The 18,874-nt window shown below is 67.9% G+C and carries 20 protein-coding genes and 1 riboswitch; of the genes, 6 read left to right on the forward strand and 14 right to left on the reverse strand.

The features are described 5' to 3' along the window. Positions 1-46 precede the first annotated feature (46 nt). Both nusA and rimP read right to left on the reverse strand, forming a co-directional pair. Complete coding sequence (nusA, locus tag JOF55_RS04040; protein WP_310269754.1) at positions 47-1,126, reverse strand: transcription termination factor NusA; 1,080 nt, start codon at positions 1,124-1,126, stop codon at positions 47-49. After that, positions 1,123-1,680 (reverse strand): ribosome maturation factor RimP, encoded by a 558-nt coding sequence (gene rimP, locus JOF55_RS04045; RefSeq protein WP_310269756.1) that lies wholly within the window; start codon positions 1,678-1,680, stop codon positions 1,123-1,125. Before rimP ends, nusA begins: the two co-directional genes overlap by 4 nt. Positions 1,681-1,919: 239 nt before the next feature. Between rimP and JOF55_RS04050 the strand changes: the two genes are divergently transcribed. Next, a complete protein-coding gene (locus JOF55_RS04050) occupies positions 1,920-2,453 on the forward strand; it encodes a hypothetical protein (protein ID WP_310269759.1) in 534 nt (177 codons plus the stop codon). Then, entirely contained in the window at positions 2,450-2,902 is a 453-nt protein-coding gene (locus JOF55_RS04055; protein ID WP_310269762.1) for a ferritin-like domain-containing protein, read from the forward strand. Before JOF55_RS04050 ends, JOF55_RS04055 begins: the two co-directional genes overlap by 4 nt. A gap of 68 nt (positions 2,903-2,970) precedes the next feature. Here JOF55_RS04055 and JOF55_RS04060 read toward each other — a convergent pair whose 3' ends face one another. After that, a complete protein-coding gene (locus JOF55_RS04060; protein WP_310269765.1) occupies positions 2,971-3,681 on the reverse strand; it encodes a hypothetical protein in 711 nt (236 codons plus the stop codon). A 417-nt stretch (positions 3,682-4,098) separates the two neighbouring features. On the opposite strand from JOF55_RS04060, the gene JOF55_RS04065 reads away from it, so the two are divergent. After that, a complete protein-coding gene (locus JOF55_RS04065; RefSeq protein WP_310269768.1) occupies positions 4,099-4,503 on the forward strand; it encodes a YjbQ family protein in 405 nt (134 codons plus the stop codon). Here the strand turns inward: JOF55_RS04065 and JOF55_RS04070 are convergent. The 6 genes from JOF55_RS04070 to JOF55_RS04090 form a co-directional block, all read right to left on the reverse strand. Next, complete coding sequence (locus JOF55_RS04070; RefSeq protein ID WP_310269770.1) at positions 4,500-5,315, reverse strand: DUF2182 domain-containing protein; 816 nt, start codon at positions 5,313-5,315, stop codon at positions 4,500-4,502. The genes JOF55_RS04065 and JOF55_RS04070 overlap by 4 nt on opposite strands. After that, positions 5,312-5,971: a DUF1326 domain-containing protein gene (locus JOF55_RS04075; RefSeq protein WP_310269772.1), complete on the reverse strand. Its 660-nt coding sequence runs from the start codon at positions 5,969-5,971 to the stop codon at positions 5,312-5,314. The genes JOF55_RS04070 and JOF55_RS04075 overlap by 4 nt, the downstream gene beginning before the upstream one ends. A 193-nt stretch (positions 5,972-6,164) precedes the next feature. Further along, on the reverse strand, positions 6,165-6,704 hold the full coding sequence (locus JOF55_RS04080) for a GNAT family N-acetyltransferase (RefSeq protein WP_310269774.1): 540 nt from the start codon (positions 6,702-6,704) through the stop codon (positions 6,165-6,167). A 35-nt stretch (positions 6,705-6,739) separates the two neighbouring features. Continuing rightward, the gene (locus JOF55_RS04085; RefSeq protein ID WP_310269776.1) at positions 6,740-6,961 is read right to left on the reverse strand and encodes a DUF397 domain-containing protein; all 222 of its coding nucleotides are present in this window, start codon (positions 6,959-6,961) and stop codon (positions 6,740-6,742) included. A 65-nt stretch (positions 6,962-7,026) separates the two neighbouring features. Next, positions 7,027-7,401 carry a Scr1 family TA system antitoxin-like transcriptional regulator gene (locus JOF55_RS24370; protein WP_374727220.1) on the reverse strand — a complete coding sequence of 125 codons (375 nt, stop codon included), beginning with the start codon at positions 7,399-7,401 and terminating at the stop codon, positions 7,027-7,029. Positions 7,402-7,413: 12 nt separating this feature from the next. After that, on the reverse strand, positions 7,414-9,162 hold the full coding sequence (locus JOF55_RS04090; protein ID WP_310269779.1) for a proline--tRNA ligase: 1,749 nt from the start codon (positions 9,160-9,162) through the stop codon (positions 7,414-7,416). 241 nt (positions 9,163-9,403) lie between these two features. On the opposite strand from JOF55_RS04090, the gene JOF55_RS04095 reads away from it, so the two are divergent. The 3 genes from JOF55_RS04095 (at position 9,404) to JOF55_RS04105 (ending at position 13,212) form a co-directional block, all read left to right on the forward strand. Then, positions 9,404-10,717, forward strand: coding sequence for a cytochrome P450 (locus JOF55_RS04095; protein ID WP_310269782.1), 1,314 nt, complete (start codon positions 9,404-9,406; stop codon positions 10,715-10,717). 11 nt (positions 10,718-10,728) lie between these two features. Further along, on the forward strand, positions 10,729-11,472 hold the full coding sequence (gene yaaA / locus JOF55_RS04100) for a peroxide stress protein YaaA (RefSeq protein WP_310269785.1): 744 nt from the start codon (positions 10,729-10,731) through the stop codon (positions 11,470-11,472). A 258-nt stretch (positions 11,473-11,730) separates the two neighbouring features. Beyond that, positions 11,731-13,212 carry a DEAD/DEAH box helicase gene (locus tag JOF55_RS04105; protein WP_310269787.1) on the forward strand — a complete coding sequence of 494 codons (1,482 nt, stop codon included), beginning with the start codon at positions 11,731-11,733 and terminating at the stop codon, positions 13,210-13,212. 72 nt (positions 13,213-13,284) lie between these two features. Here JOF55_RS04105 and cobA read toward each other — a convergent pair whose 3' ends face one another. From cobA to JOF55_RS24685, 5 genes are all read right to left on the reverse strand, one after another. Then, on the reverse strand, positions 13,285-14,541 hold the full coding sequence (gene cobA, locus JOF55_RS04110; RefSeq protein WP_310269790.1) for a uroporphyrinogen-III C-methyltransferase: 1,257 nt from the start codon (positions 14,539-14,541) through the stop codon (positions 13,285-13,287). After that, positions 14,525-15,430 carry a sirohydrochlorin chelatase gene (locus JOF55_RS04115; protein ID WP_310269793.1) on the reverse strand — a complete coding sequence of 302 codons (906 nt, stop codon included), beginning with the start codon at positions 15,428-15,430 and terminating at the stop codon, positions 14,525-14,527. The genes cobA and JOF55_RS04115 overlap by 17 nt, the downstream gene beginning before the upstream one ends. Further along, positions 15,427-16,050 (reverse strand): precorrin-8X methylmutase, encoded by a 624-nt coding sequence (locus JOF55_RS04120; RefSeq protein WP_310269796.1) that lies wholly within the window; start codon positions 16,048-16,050, stop codon positions 15,427-15,429. Before JOF55_RS04120 ends, JOF55_RS04115 begins: the two co-directional genes overlap by 4 nt. Next, positions 16,047-17,159: a HoxN/HupN/NixA family nickel/cobalt transporter gene (locus JOF55_RS04125; RefSeq protein WP_310269799.1), complete on the reverse strand. Its 1,113-nt coding sequence runs from the start codon at positions 17,157-17,159 to the stop codon at positions 16,047-16,049. Before JOF55_RS04125 ends, JOF55_RS04120 begins: the two co-directional genes overlap by 4 nt. A gap of 75 nt (positions 17,160-17,234) precedes the next feature. Next, positions 17,235-17,367: riboswitch (cobalamin riboswitch) on the reverse strand. Positions 17,368-17,491: 124 nt separating this feature from the next. Next, positions 17,492-18,844 carry an ABC transporter ATP-binding protein gene (locus tag JOF55_RS24685; protein ID WP_310269802.1) on the reverse strand — a complete coding sequence of 451 codons (1,353 nt, stop codon included), beginning with the start codon at positions 18,842-18,844 and terminating at the stop codon, positions 17,492-17,494. Positions 18,845-18,874 lie beyond the last annotated feature (30 nt).

The following is an 18,874-nucleotide window of genomic DNA, read 5'->3' on the forward strand; positions in this document are numbered from 1 at the left end:
GAGCGGGGTGCACGAACCAACCGGACAACGCCCGAACCCCGAACCGTTATTCCGCCGATCCCATGGCAGGTAGTTCGTCGATGGCGGGATCCACTCCTGCCACAGTGGGCGGCTGAGCACCGGGGTGCCCGGCTGTCGTGGTCGGCGAGCTGGGGTCGGCATCGCTGCGGATGTCGATCCGCCAGCCGGTCAGCCTGGCCGCGAGGCGGGCATTCTGACCTTCCTTGCCGATCGCGAGGGAGAGCTGAAAATCCGGCACGATCACCCGGGCCGTCTTCGCTCGCTCGTCGACCACCTCCACCGAGACCACCTTGGCCGGTGACAGGGCGTTACCCACGAATGTACCGGGATCCTCGGAGAAGTCGATGATGTCGATCTTCTCGTCGCCCAGTTCACGCATCACATTGCGCACTCGCGCACCCATCGGGCCGATACACGCGCCCTTGGCATTGACCCCACTGATCGCACACCGCACTGCGATCTTGGACCGGTGACCGGCCTCGCGCGCCACAGCGGGGATCTCCACCGTCCCGTCGGCGATCTCCGGTACCTCCAGCGCGAACAGTCGACGCACCAGGTTGGGATGGGTCCGCGAGAAGGTGATCTGGGGCCCGTGCGCGCTACGCGAAACACCCACGACGTAGCACTTGATCCGGCTACCGTGCTCGTACTTCTCCCCCGGCACCTGCTCGGCCGCCGGGATCACACCCTCGCTCTCGCCGACCTGCACGACGACCATGCCACGCGAGTTGGCCTTGGCATCGCGCTGGATCACACCACCGAGGATTTCACCTTCCTTCGTGGAGAACTCCCCGAAGTTCTTCTCGTGCTCGGCGTCACGCAGGCGCTGCACGATCACCTGTCGTGCGGTCGTCGCCGCGATGCGACCGAATCCCTCCGGCGTGTCGTCCCATTCCTCGGCGACCTCGCCCTCGGTGTCCAGCGTGTGTGCGATCACACGCACGACGCCGGTCTTGCGATCGACTTCCACCCGGGCGTGCGGCTGGTGCCCCTCGGTGTGTCGGTACGCGGTGAGCAGCGCTGACTCGATCGCCTGTAGGACGGTTTCGAATGGAATGTCCTTGTCTCGTTCGATCGCCCGCAGCGCGGCGATGTCGACGTTCACCTCGAGTCCTCCGTGTCTTCCCCGTCGTTGCCGTGTCCGCCAACGACGCCCGCAGCCCGATCGAGCTTGGTCAGTTCTTTCGCCGGTGGCTGCTGGAACTCCACCTCGACCACCGCGCGCTCGATGTCACGGTAGGCCAGTTGCCGGATTTCACCCCTGGTGAGAACCACCACCGCGGCATCATCGGCCGCCCCGACGCGGGCCGCCAGTTCACTCCCGTCGGTCAGACGGACCTTGACCAGGCGGTTGCGCGCGCGGCGCCAGTGGCGCACCTTGGTCAGCGGACGGTCCACCCCTGGTGAAGTCACCTCCAGGGTGTAGGAACCGGCGAGCACGTGTTCGTGCGTGTCCAGCACCTCGGAGACGGCATGACTCACGTCGGTGATGTCGTCGAGGCCGACCCCATCATCGGCGTCTATGACCACCTTAACCAGGCGGCGACGCCCGGCCTGCTGCACATCGAACTCTTCGAGATCAAAGCCCAGGGCCGCCACGGGCTCGGCGACGACGGGCTCCAGGCGCGCGACAACCTCGTCACGCGGCGGGCTGGACACGATGGCACTCCCCAAGGTTCGTCCGGTCGTCAGTTCAGGTGCAGCGGATCGGCAGGGCAGACCTACCCCACGGCCGGCGCTGCACCATGCCGATCGTGGGCTCTCCAGCGTATCGCGTCCACCTGCACGTCAGCGCGCCACGGACCAAGCTTGCAGCTGCAGCAGCCGCAGCGGCGACCGTAGGGGCACACTGCACCCGGTGATTCTCCCGAATCGGGCACGCGCGGTGGGCCGGGACGATGGCACATGAACAACTGGCAGGATGGCATCCCGTGGAATCTCCCCCGCAGGCCGGTGCCCCTTTCGGACGCCGGGCCATACTGCGTGTGGCCGCACTTCTGCCCGTGACGGCCACACTCACCATCGGCTGCACCGCCTCCTCGCAGACCGAGGAACCGGACCCGCTCGAGGCGGTCGTCACACGTGCGCGCTCCGACGCGGAACTGGCACGTGCCGTCGAGCAGGCTCATCCCGACCTCGCCGACGAAGCGACAGCAGTCGCCTCGATCCGCACCGAGCACGCGCGTGCTCTTCAACAGGAAATCGATCGGGTGAACCCACCGGACCCGGAAGCGACCACCTCGGCACCACTACCGCCCCCTGCGTCGCCCGCACCGCAGACCGCGGAAGAGGCCACGGCGACACTGAAGCGGACACTCCGCGAGGCACAGCGTCAGGCAGCCGACATGGTGCCCCGGTTGCCTCCGTACCGCGCCGGGCTGACCGGTTCGATATCGGCGAGCTGTGCAAGCCTGCAGGAGATACTGGCATGAGCAAACCGCAGCTTTCCGAGCAAGCCGTGAGCGCACTGCAACGGGCATTGCGCGCGGAGCACGCCGCCATCTGGATCCACGGTCTGGCCGGGGCCTTCGCGAGCGAGCAGCGAGTCGATTCCGCGGTTGCGGAAGCCGTGCGCAAACACCGGCAATTCAGGGAGACCACGGAGCAGCTTCTCCAGGAGGCGGGAATCAAGCCCGCACCGGCGGAACCGGCCTATTCGGTCCCACAGCAGCCCACCGACCAGACCTCGGCGATTCGTCTACTGATCACCGCTGAACACGACTGTACGATCGGGTGGCGCTCGGTTCTGGAGACCACCGAGGTCTCTCGGCTCCGGCGCCACGCCCTCGACGCACTCACCACGGCATCCGCCCGCGCCACGCGCTGGCGCATCACCATCGGAGATCAGCCTGCCGTCCTGGCCTTCCCCGGCCGGCCGTAGGAAGTCTTCGGATGCCTTGCTCGGGTGGTTGTTCCCGACCAGGTTGCTCCATCACGCACCCGGAGTGGTCACTCCGGCGCTTTGTCCTGGGGCCAACCGAGGCGCAGGGCGTCGGTGGTGACCTTCTTCAATCTCGCGTCGTCGCGGTTCGGGTTCGCGAAGTAGGCGGATTCACCGATGACGACCAACCGGCCCTGCTGCTGCGAGGCGTATCCGAGGTCACCATTGAGATCCGGGAAATTATCGGGCACCGGCCGTCCGGCCGAGACGAGGTCTTCGATATTGCCCGTGCCACTCCTGGTGGTCAGCTTCTCCAACTCCTTCGCACTGGGCGCGTTCGGCATCCGCGCGGTGACCACCGAGGTCAGCACTCGCTCTCCACCGGGCAGCGTGGTGGTGTAGAGCGCACGAGTGAGGTGTTCACACGGATGCTCGGAGAAGTAATCGGCGATCTCGTCGGTCGAGAACTGCCTGCAGCCCGGCATCTCTTCCCGCGAGTGCTGGTCGAACCGATACAGTCCCTTCTGCGAGGAATTCCCGCCTGCCTGCGGAGCATCGGTACCGGATGTGTCCGGTTTGATCAGGAGCCAGAGCAGACCGGAGACCACCGACACGGCACACAGGACCAGACCACGCAGGAGCCATCCCGTCGGCGTGACTCCGCTCCGCGAACCGCTCCGATCCGCTCGCTGCTGCGGCTCGGCAGGCGGCGGCGAACCGGCCGGACCACCTCCCGCCTGCGCGTGAGCAGTCGGCGGATTGCTGGGGTGCTGGGGCACCGGAGGCGGATTTCCGGCGACATTCGTCCGGCTCCCCTGCTGAGGTGGCGAGAATGTCGGACGGGTTCGCTCCTGGGAGTTCGACGGCACGGAGGCGCCGGATACCGGCTCCCGATCGTGGCCTCCCGCTGTGTTGCGGACAGCATTTAGTGGCGCGGTGTCACCGCGCTCGAAGTCTCCCTGCGGTCCTGTCATCTGTTCGGGTGGCCTTGGCGATCAGACACGGGCACCTACGGTAGCGGGTACTGCGCATCGACAGAACACCACATCCGGACATACGGCCCTACCTCGCCCGAAGCGCTTTCACGACCAGCTCGACGTCCTCCTCGGTGCTGTGGACGTGAAAAGCCAGCCGGGCCTTTCCTTACGCCTCGCGCATATCGGTCAACCTATCGGTACGCCCATTAGCGTGGGGGCATGAAGAGTGAAGAAATCGAGATCCGGACGGGCTCGAGCGAGGTCGTCCGCGACCTCAGCGCCGAATGCGAGCGCTTCCTCACCGGCTCCGAGGACGGCCTGCTGCACGTATGGGTCCCTCATGCCACGGCCGGACTGGCCATCATCGAGACCGGGGCAGGCAGCGACGAGGACCTGCTCAATGCTCTGCGGGACCTGCTTCCCGCGGACAACCGGTGGCGGCACCGGCACGGCTCACCCGGCCACGGGCGCGACCACGTCCTGCCTGCCGTGGTACCGCCGTACGCCTCGATCCCGGTGCTCGGTGGCCGGATGGCCCTGGGTACCTGGCAGTCGGTGTGCCTGGTGGACACCAACACCGACAACACCGGCCGCCGTGTCCGGCTGAGTTTCCTGCCGGGCTAAGTCATCGTGGTCACCAGACCGGGAGCGGTCAGCAGGACCACACCGAGGCCGATCAGCAGCACTCCGAGTACGGACCCGAGCACCACGCCACGAGGGACGACCTTCTCCACCGCGATCACCGCGGCGGTGACGGCCATCCACACCAAGCTCATCGCTCCTGCAGCCAACAGGACCACCATCAGCGCCCAGCAGCAGCCGAGGCAGTACCCACCGTGGCTGATACCGACCCGCAGTGCTCCTCTCCGGCTCCCCCTGATCAGGTCCGCGTACCGGATCACCAGTGCCAGCGGCGACCGGCAGCGAACCAGGCACCATCGCTTGAACGGCGTGAACTGGTAAGCACCCGCCATGAGCAGCACACCGGATCCGGCCCGCACGGCGGTCGCACTTCCGTCCGCGGCGAGAACTTCGAAGCCACGCACGAGGAGGTAACCGAACACCCCCACCACGCCCCACACGAGCAGGTAACCGACCGTCAACGCGGACATGGTGCCGGGACCGGTGCGTTCCCCGAGGAGTCGGCTGATACCCACCGCGAACGGGGCGAGACCGGGCAGCATCATCGCCGCCATCATCACGACCCAGGTGACCAGGAACATGCCGAGTGCGATCGGGATCGTCTGCATCCGCGGTTCCATGGGACGCATTCCGGTGAGAATTCCCAATCGCATGTCGGGCATGGCCACGGCCAGACTGTTGGTGAACAGCCAGGCCGCCGCAGCCAGTGCGAGCAGAGTCCCGGCCAGAAACAGTTCCGCTCTCGACCAAGTGCGCGGCGAAGGGACGCCGTGGCCCTCTGCCGAATGGGTCATGACTCGTCCGGTCCGGTCCAGTCGAACGGGATGAGCTTGCTGGAATAGCCGGAGCGATCCCAGTGGAAGCCGAAGGAGTCGGCCCGGTTGGTGGTGGCCTTGCCCCACGTCGAGGCTCCCTGCCCGGGCCCCACTTCGGCGCCCGGCAGGTTGTGCACCTGCACCCGTGAGCCCTCCGCCACGGTCGGGCCGGTCAGTGCCTCGACAGCGGCCTCCGCCTTCCCCGGAACCCGCACGCTCCACTTGGCGAGGTCCTCGTCGATCGACACTTCGACAGGAGCATATTCCATACCTCGCATTTCCGGATGGAACATCTCGCCGAACTGTGCGGGCCAGCCGCCCGCCGAGCCGCCGAAGACGGCCTGCAACGCCGCGCGCTGATCGTCGTCGGCACGCTCGTCGAGGAAGACGGCGGCGTAGGCGTCGGTGTGCTCACCGCTCCACACATTCCCGACGAAGGAACCGAGCATCACGACGTTGAGGCCGTCCAGCCGGGTCTCCCCATAGGTGCCCTCACGGACATGCCACAGGAGGACCCCCTCGCAGTCACCGTAGGTCGGTGGTTGGGCGAACGAGCAGGGGCACGGGATCGCGCACTTGCATGCGTCGAACCAGGTGCCTTCGAGGTGCCATTTCGGGATCGTGGAAGTAGTCATGACGCTCCCTCCCCCGATGTGCGTCAATGTGGACTACATCTCGAGTATGGTCCTCGCCGGGATGTCTGGGAACCTCACCAGAGTAACTTTTTCGTCCGTTCGCGGTTGAGCTTCCTTGCGACGGCATTCCTGCTCACGGCCACATTCAGCCTCGCACGAGCCGATACGACGAGGGAGCGCTCGAACGTGCGGATCACAACGGCCCGAGGTGCATGAGGATCTCGTCGCGGTCGTCCTCCGGGGCCAACCGAAGCGCTCCCGGCCGGCGACCGATCTCGCGCCAGCCGAGGCGTCCGTAAAAGGTCTCCAATCCCACACCCGCCCGTGCGGCCAGGTGCAGTTGTTCCACCTTCACCTCGTCGCGTGCGATCTCGCGGGCATGGTGCATCAGGAACGATCCGACACCCTCGCCCCGGCAGTTCGGGTGGCTCTGCACATGATGCAGCGAACCCCGGTGCGCGATCAGCGGATCGAGGCTGCGCCGGAGCACCAGCCAGCCGAGCAGCCCTCGATCGTCCACAGCGGTCAGAAGGCGGCAGCGGTCGGCATGAAGTTCGCCGACGAGGCGTTCCAGGACCGGAGCCACATCACCGCCATCGACAGGCGGGAACGGGAACCCCGCAGCACCTCCGGCATTCGTCACGGCCACCCAGCAGTCGGCCAGGGCACGGCGAACATTCTCGGTGACCTCGGTATCGGACAGGTACTGCCGGATCTTCATCGACTCGTTCACGCGCCGCAGTATGCCGGGGAGCACCGACACGGATCTCAGGCGAGGTCGTCGAACTCTCCGGCCTCGACGCCCTGCATCCAAGCCGCCATCTCGGCGCGGGTGAACAGCACGGCACCGGCACCGCGGTCGTTGCTGTTGCGAACCGCCACCCGACCGTCATCCAGAACCGCGACCTCGACGCACTGGCCTCCACCATTGGCACCGCCACTGAAGCTGCTCTTAGGCCATGTGACATCGAAAAGCTCCGACTGAACCATCGCGGGCCTCCTCAACAGCAATTCACTCGTACTCCTTCAGAGTAGTGGCAATCAATTCCACTGAATCAGCCTGTGACAACGCCATCGAGGTCAACGACGCGAAGCGCATGGTGCAGCGACGTACATCGTCCTGGCTTTCCAGGTAGAGCGCCCCCCATGATTCCCTCGATGTACCCCACATCCGAAGCGAGTTCCGGCAAGGTCAGGATCGTGAAGGCGCCCTCCATCCCCGGGTGAGGCCCAGAGTCCAGGGGAAGAATCCGGATTGTGACATCCAACTCTCGCGTTGCTTCGATCAGGCGTTCGAGCTGGCCGCGCATGACTCGCTTCGCTCCACCAGGGGCCGTGGAGTGAGCTGTGTCGGTTTTCGGCAACTGCGCGCCCCGGTGCCCGGGTGAGGGTTGAAGTCTTCGGGAAGACGTCAACCCGACACCTCGCACGATCCCGGCAGTTCAGCCTCGCACGAGACCGACGAGGTGGCCCGCGGCGGAGTCGACGGCGACCTCGGTGCGGTCCCCGGTGGCACGGTCCTTGACCTCCACGACACCGTTGGCCAGCCCCTTGCCGACCACCAGGATCGTCGGCACGCCCACGAGCTCCGCATCGGCGAACTTCACGCCGGGCGAAACGACCCGATCATCGAGGATCACCCGCACCCCGGCCTCGTCCAGTTCGGCGGCGATCCGCTCGGCCCCGTCCCGGACGCTGTCGTCCTTGCCCGCGATGACCACGTACACATCGGCAGGAGCGATCTCACGCGGCCAGCACAGCCCCAGCTCGTCGTGACTCTGCTCGGCGATCGCCGCGATCATCCGCGACACCCCGACGCCGTAGGAGCCCATGGTGACCCGCTGGGGCTTGCCGTCCTGACCGAGCGCGTCCAGCGAGATCGCATCGGTGTACTTGCGCCCGAGCTGGAAGATGTGACCGATCTCGACACCCCGCGCGGCCGTCAGCGTGCCCTCGCCGTCCGGCGACGGGTCTCCCTCACGCACGTCGGCTGCTTCGACGGTGCCGTCCGGGGCGAAATCCCGCCCGCAGACGAGGTCGACGACGTGGTGATCGGCCTTGTCGGCACCGGTGACCCAGGCGGTGCCGGTGACGATCCGCGGATCGACGAGGTAGCGCACCCCGTTGTCCTGCACCGACTTCGGGCCGACGTAGCCCTTCACCAGGAACGGGTTGGCCGCGAAGTCGGCCTCCTCCAGCAGAGCGACCTCGGCCGGCTCCAGCGCCGCCTCCAGCCGCTTCATGTCGACCTCGCGATCGCCCGGAACACCCACGCCGAGCAGCTCCCATTCCTGCGTTCCCGGTTGGCGGGTCTTGACCAGCACGTTCTTGAGCGTGTCGGCAGCGGTGAAGGTGCGCCCGAGCCCGGCGTCGTTGAGGAAGTCGACCAGCGTCTCGATGGTGGGCGTGTCCGGGGTGTGGTGCACCTCGGCCGCGGGCATCCCCTCGATCGACTTCGGCTCCGGCGCCGGAGTGACGACGGCCTCGACGTTGGCCGCGAAATCCGAGTCGGTGCTGCGCACGAAGGTGTCCTCACCGGTGTCGCTCTCGGCGAGGAACTCCTCGGAAGCCGAGCCGCCCATCGCACCGGAGGTCGCCGCGACGATGACGTAGCGCAGTCCCACCCGATCGAAGAGGCGGATATAGGCGTCGCGGTGCAGCCGGTAGGACTCGCCGAGTCCCCCGTCGTCGAGATCGAAGGAGTACGAGTCCTTCATGACGAACTCGCGTCCGCGCAGGATCCCGGCGCGGGGGCGCTCCTCGTCGCGGTATTTGGTCTGGATCTGGTAGAGGATCACCGGGAAGTCCCGGTAGGAGCTGTACTCGCTCTTGACCGTCTGGGCGAACAGCTCCTCGTGCGTCGGCCCGAGCAGGTAGTCACCGCCCTTGCGATCCTTGAGTCGGAACATGTTCGGGCCGTACTCGGTCCAGCGGTTGGTCTGCTCGTAGGGCTCCTTGGGCAGCAAGGCGGGCAGGTGAATCTCCTGCGCACCGATGGCGTCCATCTCCTCGCGCACGATGCGCTCGATGTTGCGCAGCACCCGAAGCCCCAGCGGCAGCCAGGAGTAGATCCCCGGAGCGACGCGGCGCACGTATCCGGCACGCACGAGGAGCTTGTGACTCGGCACCTCGGCGTCGGCCGGATCCTCACGCAGGGTACGCAGGAACAACGTCGACATCCTCGTGATCACGGCTGCTCGCTCCTTGTCTGCCGCCTCGCCTGGTCGCGTCGATGCTGGTTGCGTCAATCAACGTTGGTGCTTCGACGCAACAAAAGCGTAGCGATCCCGCCCGGGCATACTGCCAGCGGATTCTCCTTTCGCTCGCTGCGCTCACACGACCGGTCCTTGCGGCCGATGACTTCGTACGGTGTGCTCACGGTGGCAGCACGCAACCGCCCGGCTGATGCGATGAGGACGCGAGGGAGCGATCATGGCCGCAGGAGTCGCCCGGGAACAACCGGATCTTCCGGAGCTTCCCGCGCTCACCGAGTGGGGGCTGCGCCTGCGCACGGCCGCGACCGCTACCACGGCCTGGACGCTCGCGCGGTTCGGCGACCCGGTCGCGCGGCTGCTGCGGGCACCATGGCGCGACAACCCCTACCCGATCTACGAGCGGATCCGGGCACAGGGCCCTCTCGTCCGCAGCAAGCTCGGCCTGTGGACGGTCCCCGGCCGGGAAACCTGCGATGCGATCCTGCGTGACCACAGGTTCGGCGTGCGCACCAGCGACGGCCGACAAGGGGATCCGCAGGCGGCCGCGGCCGGCCTGCAGCTGTCCCTGCTGGAACTCGACCCTCCGGACCACACCCGGCTACGTCGCCTCGCCGCTCCCGCCTTCCGCCCGCGCAAGCTGGCGCAGTACCGGGAACACATCGAAAAGATCACCCACGAGCTGCTCGATGCGGCCGTCGAACGAGGCTCCTTCGACCTCATCCACGATCTCGCGACACCACTGCCGGTACGGGTGATCAGCGAGCTACTCGGCCTTCCCGCGGTCGGTGCCGAACAACTCGCCCACCACGGTGCGGTTCTGGGCGGTTCCCTGGACGGCATCCGATCGGCACGGCAACTGCACCGGATGCGCCGCTCGGCGGCCGACCTCGAAACGATGTTCGCCGAGCTGATCGAGCAGCGCAGGGCGGATCCGGGCACCGACATCGTCAGCGACCTGGTCGCCGGGCTGGACGGCGAACGCCTGAGCAGTGGTGAACTCGTACAGCTGTGCACCTTGCTGCTGGTCGCCGGTTTCGAGACGACGGTCAACCTGATCGGCAACGGCACGCTGGCACTGCTGGAACACCCCGAGCAGTGGGACCGGCTGCGCGAGAATCCCGACCTCGCCGAGGCGGTGGTGGAGGAAACCCTGCGGTGGGATCCACCGGTGCAGGCCACCGTGCGGATTGCCCATGAACCGGTGGAGGTCGCAGGGAGGACTCTGTCCAGGGACAGTCTCGTCCTGGTGCTGCTGGCCGCGGCGGGCCGTGATCCGGCCACGCACTCGGCGCCGGAGCATTTCGACATCACCCGCGGCGACACCGAACACCTGGCGTTTTCCAGCGGTATCCACTATTGCCTCGGTGCACCGCTGGCACGGCTGGAGGCCGAGGTCGCGTTCCGAGCCCTGGCCACCCGGCTGCCGGGGCTCCACCGCGCGGGCACGGTCTCGCGGCGACCGACCACGATCATCCACGGCCTGTCCGCCCTGCCGGTGGGTACCGACAAGGGCCGATCGAGGACGGCCTAACCTGGGCGACCGTGCTGGTTCTGCTTCCCCCTTCGGAAACCAAGGCCACCGGTGGCGATGGTGCGCCGCTGGATCTGGACAATCTCGCGACACCGGAACTGAATCCGATCCGCCATCGGCTGATCGAGGCGCTGTCGACGCTGGCCGATGATCTCCCGGCGAGTCTGAACGCGTTGGGCCTGTCCGAGCGGCAGGCCGAGGAAGTGCACCGCAACGCCGAACTGTGGGAGGCACCGACCACGCCGGCGCTGCAGCGCTACACGGGTGTGCTCTATGACGCGCTGGACGTCGGCTCGTTGTCCGCTGCCGAGCGTGCCCGCGCGGACACTCGCCTGGCGGTGGCCTCGGCACTGTTCGGGGTGGTGCGCGGCACGGATGCCATCCCCGCCTACCGGCTGTCGGCCAGCAGCAGCCTGCCGGGGCTCGGAACACTTCGCGGCATGTGGCGACCGGTGCTGGAACCCGTGCTCGGCGCGGTGGAGGCCCCGGTGGTGGATCTGCGCTCGGGGGCGTACGCGGCGCTGGCGAAGATTCCCGGTGCGATAGCGGTGCGTGTGCTCTCCGAAAGCGCCGACGGCACGCGCAAGGTGGTCAGCCACCACAACAAAGCCCACAAGGGCAAACTCGCCCGCGCGCTGGCCCGGGTTGTCGAGGAACCCCGGACGATCGAGGACGTGCTCACCGTCGCCAAGGACGCCGGTCTCCGCGTGGAGCGCGAAGGCGACCGCGGGCTCTGCGTGGTCGTCGACGCGTGATCGGGCGTTCGAACCATTCCCCGAATCCCGCACACCGGTACGGATCGGGATTCGGGTAGGCTGCCAGCCGCATCGGCCCGCAATTCGACCGGGTGGCTGCTCCGCCCGGTTCTTTTTCCGACTCCGGGCTGTCTCCCTTCGCGCCGGTGCCTTACGTATCCGACCAGCGGCGCCCCGACGCGCCGGGCTCGTCCTTGCGATCAGCGCGCGGTCCCCGCGAAGCCTCCCCGAGACGTGCCACTCCCCCGGAGGTTCTTCGTGCAAGCAGGTTCCCCGAACACTCGCCAATCCTCTTCGCCCGCTTCCAAGGGTGGCAGCGCCCGGCGCCGCACACCGCGTTCCCGGAACCGTGCGCCCCAGTCCCCGAGCGCCCCGAAACCGAGCCTGTTCGACCAGGTCGGGGTCACCGCCGTCGATCCCGCCCCGTTCGATCAGCTCGGCTTGCCGAAAGCCCTGGTAGGCGAGCTCACCAAGGCCGGCCTGACCGAGGCGTTCCCGATCCAGGCCGCCACGATCCCCGACGCACTGGCCGGTTCCGACGTGCTGGGACGTGCTCGGACCGGATCGGGCAAGACACTGGCCTTCGGACTGCCGATGCTGGCCGACCTGCACGGGACGAGTGCCCGGCCGCTGCATCCGCGTGCCCTGGTACTGGTCCCGACCCGGGAACTCGCCACCCAAGTCACGGACTCGCTCAAACCGATGGCCAAGGCCCTGGGCCTGTATGTCCGTGAGATCGTCGGCGGGATGTCGTTCGCGCGGCAGGCGGACATGCTGCGGCGCGGAGTCGACCTCGTCGTGGCCACCCCCGGCCGCCTCAACGACCACGTGCGCCAGGGCACCTGCGTGCTCTCCGCAGTGGAGCGCACCGCCCTGGACGAGGCCGACCAGATGGCCGACATGGGTTTTCTGCCGCAGATCCGCGAACTGCTGAACCACGTTCCCGCCGGTGGCCAGCGGTTGCTGTTCTCGGCCACCCTGGACGGTGACGTGGACAGGCTCGTGCGTGAGTACATGTCGGACCCGGTCGTGCACTCCCTCACGCCCTCGGCGGCCAGTGTGGACAGTATGGACCACCACCAGCTGGATATCGCGGCCGAGGACAAACACGACGTGCTCGCCCGCATCGCCGCTCGGGACGGCCGCACGATCCTGTTCGTGCGCACCAAGCACAACGCCGACCGGCTGACCAGGAAACTGCGCTCGGTCGGGGTGCACGCCGGTGCGCTGCACGGCGGCAAGGCGCAGAACGCGCGAACCCGCATCCTCGAGGAGTTCCGCCGAGGCAGCACCACGGCACTGGTGGCAACCAACGTGGCCGCGCGGGGCATCCACGTCGACGATGTCAGTCTCGTCGTGCACGTCGAACCACCCGCGGACCCGAAGGACTACCTGCACCGTGCGGGCCGGACCGCACGAGCGGGGGCGACCGGGACCGTCGTCACACTCGTCACCGACGACCAACGCCGTGCATTCCGTGCCATGGCGGGCAAGGCCGGAGTCAAGCCCACCGCCACGAAGGTGAGCCCGCAGGGTGCGAATCTCGCCCGCCTGACCGGTGCGCGTGAGCCCAGCGGAGTCGCCGTGGTCGAGCCGAAGGCGGAGACCAACCGCAATCCCGGCTCCGGTGGTACACGCCGCGGCAATCCGCGCGGACGCACGGGTGCGCCGCGCAACGGCGGTGGGCCACGCGGTGAGGCCAAGCGCGGTGAGGCCAAGCGCGGCGCACGCCGGGCGTGAGCGCACGGCGCGTGAGCATCGCGCGTGCGTCCCGTGCCGCTGTGCCGAGCACACAGGACGCACGCGCATGGATCACGGTGCGAGACCTGCCACGGGGCCGACGACGATCACGGCGGGCGGTTTGACGTCCTCGGTGCGGATCGCTTCGCCGACCGAGGCGAGAGTGCTGCGCACCGCCCGCTGTCCGGCGGTCGTGCCCTCCTGCACCACGGCGACCGGTGTGTCGGCCGGGCGACCGTGCTTCATCAGCACCTCGGCGATGGCCTCCATCCGCTGCACGGCCATGAGCAGCACCAACGTCCCGCGCAACCGAGCCAGTGCGGGCCAGTCCACCAGGGACCGTTCATCGTCGGGAGCGACGTGTCCGGATACGACGACGACCTCGTGGGCCACTCCTCGATGCGTCACCGGCACCTCGGCCACGGCAGGCGCGGCGAAAGCACTGGTCACACCGGGAACCACGGTCACAGGCACCCCGGCTTCGGAACAGGCGAGCAACTCCTCGAAGCCCCGCCCGAAGACATAGGGATCACCGCCCTTGAGCCGCACCACGAAACGACCCGCCCGCACGTGTTCGATCAGGGTGCTGTTGATGACCTCCTGATTGGCGGCCCGGCCGTAGGGGATCTTGGAGGCGTCGATGACCTGCGCGTGCGGCCCGAGCTCGTCGAGCAGTTCGCGTGGCGCGAGATGGTCGGTCACCACGACATCGGCCTTGGCCAGCAACCGTCGCCCCCGCACCGTGATCAGATCGAGAGCGCCGGGTCCGCCCCCGACGAGCGCCACACCCGGAGCGGGCGGTTCGGCATGCTCGTCGACGATTCCGGAGTGCAGGGCCTCGAGGATCGCGTCCCGCACGGCGACCGACCGTCGTGGCCGCCCGCCCGCCAGAACTCCCAGCAGCAGGCCTTCGTGCTCGGCCACGGCAGGAGTGACCGCGCTGCCCTGAGCGGCATCGTCGGAACGCACGCAGAAGACGCGCTCGCGTTCGGCCTCGGCACCGACCGCGGCATTGACCTGCTCGTCCGAGGTCGCTGCCACCGCGTACCACGCCCCGGCGAGGTCACCGTCGGCATAGCCGCGCCCGGTCCAGGTGACATCACCCGCGTCGGCCATCGCCTCGACGCCGGGGGTCGCCTCGGGAGCGACGACCTCGACCACGGCACCGGCGCCGACCAGACGGGGCAGGCGTCGCTGCGCGACGGTGCCCGCACCGACCACGACGACGCGGCGACCGGCGAGGTCGAGTCCGGCGAGGTAGTGCTGGTCCGGGGTGTGCTGTGCTTGCTCGTACTGGTCCTGATGGTGCTGGTCAGTTCGTGTGGCCATGTGCGTGCCCATGTCCGTGACCGTGTCCGGTCGGGTCGTCGGGGTGATGGTGGGGCGTCTGCGGTGCCCCCAGCTTGTCCTCGAAACCGGGCAGCAGTACCCGATATGCGCAGGTGTCGCAGTTCATCCTGATGTCACCGTGCATCGCCTCGTGGTAACGCTCCACCACCAGGTCCACGAGCGCATCGCAGTCGCCGAGATAACCGGCCACGTGCACATCGAACTCCGGTGCGGTCTCGGCGTACTCCAGGGACTGGGTGACCACCCGCTGCGGCAGTACCCCGTCGAACAGGAAGTACGGAGCGACCACGACCTTCTTGGCGCCGAGACGACGCGCCCGCTCGATCCCGGTGGGAACGTCCGGCGGTGCCAGCGAGATGAACGCGGTCTCCACCGTGGCGAACCCACCGGTCTCCTGCAACAGCCTTGAGACCTTGGACACCTCGGAGTTCGCGTCCGGATCGGTGGAGCCACGCCCCACGAGGACCACCGCCGTGTCGGCCCACTCGTCCTTCGGTACCCGGGCACCGATGCGTTCGGCGAGCAGTTCCAGCAGGATCGGATGCGGCCCGAGAGGGCGCCCGAAGGTGTAGGACGTGCCGGGGTTCCGCCGGACCTCGCGCTCCAGCGCTGCGGGAATGTCGCCCTTGCCATGACCTGCGGCGACCAGCACCAGTGGCACGGCGACCATTCGCCGGTGCCGCTCGCCCAGCTCCGACCACACGTCGGTGACCGCGGGCGCGGACAGTTCGATGAATCCGCCCGAAACCTCGACTCCGGATGCCGACATCCGCCCGCGCAATCGTTCGATGAAGGAGCGGAACTCCGACACCCCGCCGTCATCCACCGTCCCGTGGCCCACAACCAGCAGTGGCTGCTGTTCGGTCACCGGATACCTCCCCGTTCCTGGTCTTGTTCGAAATACAGCAGGGCGTTGACCGCCGCCGAGGCGATGGCGGCACCGCCCCGCTCGGTCAGCGTGCTCACTGCCGGAAGCCCGCTGCGGCGCAGCGCGGCCTTGGAATCCACCGCCCCCACGAAGCCGACCGGCACACCGATCACCAGCTCCGGACGCACCGCGCCCTCGGCGCAGAGCCGGAGGAGTTCCTCCAGCGCTGTCGGTGCGTTGCCGATCGCCCATACGGCGCCCTCGGGATACCGGCCCGCGGCGATGCGGATACCGGCCGCCGACCGGGTCACTCCCTCGCGCGCGGCCAGCTCGGCCGTTCCGGGCTGTTCCAGCCCCACCTGCGCGCTCCTGGCGGTAACCCCGGCTGCGACCATGCGCACGTCGGTAACCAGATCGGCGCCGTCGAGCAGCGCCTGCCGCCCGGCCCACAATGCGGCCTCGTCGGCGACGACCTCACCGGTCCAGCTCGGGTCCGCGGTGGTGTGGACGACCCGTTCCACGACCGCACGGGTCACGGGCGGGTAGTGCGCGAAATCCGCCCTCGATCGCATGATGCGGTAGGACTCGACTTCGATCGGATGCCGTTCTCGTCGATTCACGTGGTTTCCGATCCGTACTCGTATTCCGTTGCCGACAGCCGCCACCAGAGCGCCGCACCACCCCAGATCGCCATGAACACCGCGAGCGTCAGGTAGCCGAGCAGTTCGAAGTGGTCACCGAGCGCCGCGACACCGTCCGCCACCGAACCCCCGAACCGCGAGAGCAGCCCGGACAACACCACCACCGCGATGATCCCGGCCAGCGCCACGGTCAGCGCCGTGGTGGCCACATTCACCCGGATCCTGCGCAGCGGCTTGGCCAGCGACCAGGTGTACGCGCGGGACATGAGCATTCCGTCCACACTGTCCACGGTGCACATTCCCGCCGCGAACAGCAGCGGCAGGCTCAGCACGGCCAGCGTCGGCAGATCGCCTTTCGGAGCGACCAAGGCGAGCACGGTGACCTCGGTGGCGGTCTGCATGCCCAGACCGAACAACAGGCCGATACCGAACAGATGCCACGACCGGCTCACGAACCGACGCATCCGTCCCCGCAGCACCCGCGCGAGCAACCCGCGCCTGCCGAGCACCTGCTCCACTTCGGCCTCGTCGACCTCGCCCCGGCGCGCCCGGCGCAGCAACCGGATCGTGTCGCGCAGCACCAGGGCATTGAGGACGGCCAGCACGCCGACCACGAGGACCACGGCCATATCGACGATCACCGCGGTGTGTGCCCCGACCTGCTCCGCCCAGCCCTGCGCGGCGGCTCCGGCGACGAAGGCGACCGCCAACGCGAGGAACATCACGACACTGGCGTGCCCGAGGGCGAACCACATACCCGTGGACACCGGCCGCCGTCCCCGCTGCATGAGCAGCCGGGTCGCATCGTCGATGACCGCCACGTGGTCGGCGTCGAAACCGTGCCGGATACCGAGCAGATAAGCAGCGGTTCCGACAGCGGCCAACCCTCCGGCCGCGGTGAACGAATCCTGCGACAGCAGATAGGTGCCCCAACCGAGTAGGTGCAGCAGACCGACGGCGGCCACCACGATCGTCACTTTCCGGCGCTCGGGCCTACCCCATCCCGCGGCAGGCCGTTCCGTGAGCTGCTGTTGCGGGACCTGCTGTCGCGGAGACTGCTGCTCCGGCCGTTCGTCCGGCGACGTCACGTCGTGGACCTCCTGGGTTCTCCCGCCCGAGGGATCGTCGATCCGCACGTCGCGGCGCGACGCGGGGCCGTCAGCGAGTGTCCTGACTCCCGGATCACAGCGGGCTCCCCAGGCCTTCCAGCTCGTCGCCGAGCCGTGGCTTCGCGTGGTTGGGGGCCGCTCCCCGGTCACAGTGGCGGGACCGTCTCGGATTCACACCGAGTTCCTCCGCTACCGGCACCCGGCATCCTCACCCGTCGGAGGGCAGAAGGTCAATTCCGGTGAACTTGCTCACGCGATCGGCCGAGTGGTGAACGGACCGTTCGCCCCGCCATACGGTACGAACGGTCCGTTCACCTCGATACGCCTCGGCCGAGGCTGCGCAGGAACCGCGACCAGGCGGCAGAGCCGAGGGTCAGCACGGGTCCGTTCGAGCACCTCAGCGTCCGGCCGCTCGCCGATTCGCGCGGATCACATCCCACAGGGATGCCCACTGCTCGGCTGTGAGGTCTTTCGGGAGCGTCCGGTGCGACACACGGTGGGTTTCCGACCAGCCGCGCAGTGGCCGTTCGACTGAATGGATGCGTGGTCAATTTCTCGAGAAATTGACCACCAACTCGCGTTCGCTCAGGCGTCTCGCTTGGCGAACGCGGTGTCAGCGACCAGAAGAAGCACCGCTGCCCACCCGGCGAGTACGGCAGCGGCCCAGCCCGGTGCGAGATATTCGAGGGAATGCGGGGAGGCCGCACCGGAGAGGCTGTGCAGCGCCGAGGCGGGCCACCAGGGCAGGAGAAACCGTTGCCATCCCGGCGGTAGCGCCCCGACGAGCGCCGGTACGGACATGATGGCCAGTACCGCCGCGATGGCGCCTCCCGCGTTCCTGAGGAGAAAGGCGAGAGAAGTACTGTGGCGATGTCGCCGACACGCGCGGAATCCATACCGCTCACCAGCAGCCCACCGTCCGAATCACTGCGGACGGTCGCTCCCTCACCGGTGAGCAGAGTGGTCAGTACCGTCGGATCCGGAGAGACCACCTTCACCTGGTCGTCGGCACTGCAGCGGATGAGTTCGGCGACATCCACGTCCGCGATGAGTCGGCCACGACCGATCACCACCACCCTGTCCGCGGTCTGCTGCATCTCGGCCATCAGGTGGCTGGAGACGAAGACGGTCCGTCCTTCGGCGGCCAGACCTCTCATGAGGTTTCTCATCCACCGGACTCCCTCGGGATCCAAGCCGTTCACCGGTTCGTCGAGCAGTAGTGTCGCGGGCTGGCCGAGCAGCGCCGCAGCGATCCCGAGCCGCTGGTACATCCCCAGGGAAAAGCCGCTCACCCGCTTATTCGCGACCTCGGCCAGCCCCACGAGCTCGAGCACCTCGTCGATGCGGCTTCGCGGGAGTCCACCGGCCCTGGCCAACCAGCGCAGATGCGCTCGCGCCGCCCTTGCCGGATGGACGGCTTTCGGATTCAGGAGCGACCCGACCTCGCGCATCGGAGCCGGTAGGTTCCGATGGTTCCGCCCGCCTATGGTCGCCGAGCCCGCGTTCGGGTGGTCCAACCCCAGAATCATGCGCATCGTCGTCGACTTCCCCGCCCCGTTCGGACCGAGGAAGCCGGTCACCACACCGGGGGCGACATCGAAGGACAGCGCATCCACCGCCACCGTGTCCCCGTAGTGCTTCGACAGCTCTTTGACCTGGATCATCGCGCCTCTCCGACGCCGTTTTACAATGCA

The organism is Haloactinomyces albus (assembly GCF_031458135.1).
Classification (GTDB): Bacteria; Actinomycetota; Actinomycetes; order Mycobacteriales; family Pseudonocardiaceae; genus Haloactinomyces; species Haloactinomyces albus.

Bases quoted from the DNA above. Each gene is read 5' to 3' on its own strand.
- JOF55_RS04055 (WP_310269762.1), top strand. From the start codon at position 2,450: ATGAGCAAACCGCAGCTTTCCGAGCAAGCCGTGAGCGCACTGCAACGG.
- JOF55_RS04070 (WP_310269770.1), bottom strand. From the start codon at position 5,315: ATGACCCATTCGGCAGAGGGCCACGGCGTCCCTTCGCCGCGCACTTGG.
- JOF55_RS04050 (WP_310269759.1), top strand. From the start codon at position 1,920: ATGGCACATGAACAACTGGCAGGATGGCATCCCGTGGAATCTCCCCCG.
- cobA (WP_310269790.1), bottom strand. From the start codon at position 14,541: ATGGCCACACGAACTGACCAGCACCATCAGGACCAGTACGAGCAAGCA.
- JOF55_RS04065 (WP_310269768.1), top strand. From the start codon at position 4,099: ATGAAGAGTGAAGAAATCGAGATCCGGACGGGCTCGAGCGAGGTCGTC.
- JOF55_RS04075 (WP_310269772.1), bottom strand. From the start codon at position 5,971: ATGACTACTTCCACGATCCCGAAATGGCACCTCGAAGGCACCTGGTTC.
- JOF55_RS24685 (WP_310269802.1), bottom strand. From the start codon at position 18,844: ATGATCCAGGTCAAAGAGCTGTCGAAGCACTACGGGGACACGGTGGCG.
- JOF55_RS04095 (WP_310269782.1), top strand. From the start codon at position 9,404: ATGGCCGCAGGAGTCGCCCGGGAACAACCGGATCTTCCGGAGCTTCCC.
- JOF55_RS04085 (WP_310269776.1), bottom strand. From the start codon at position 6,961: ATGGTTCAGTCGGAGCTTTTCGATGTCACATGGCCTAAGAGCAGCTTC.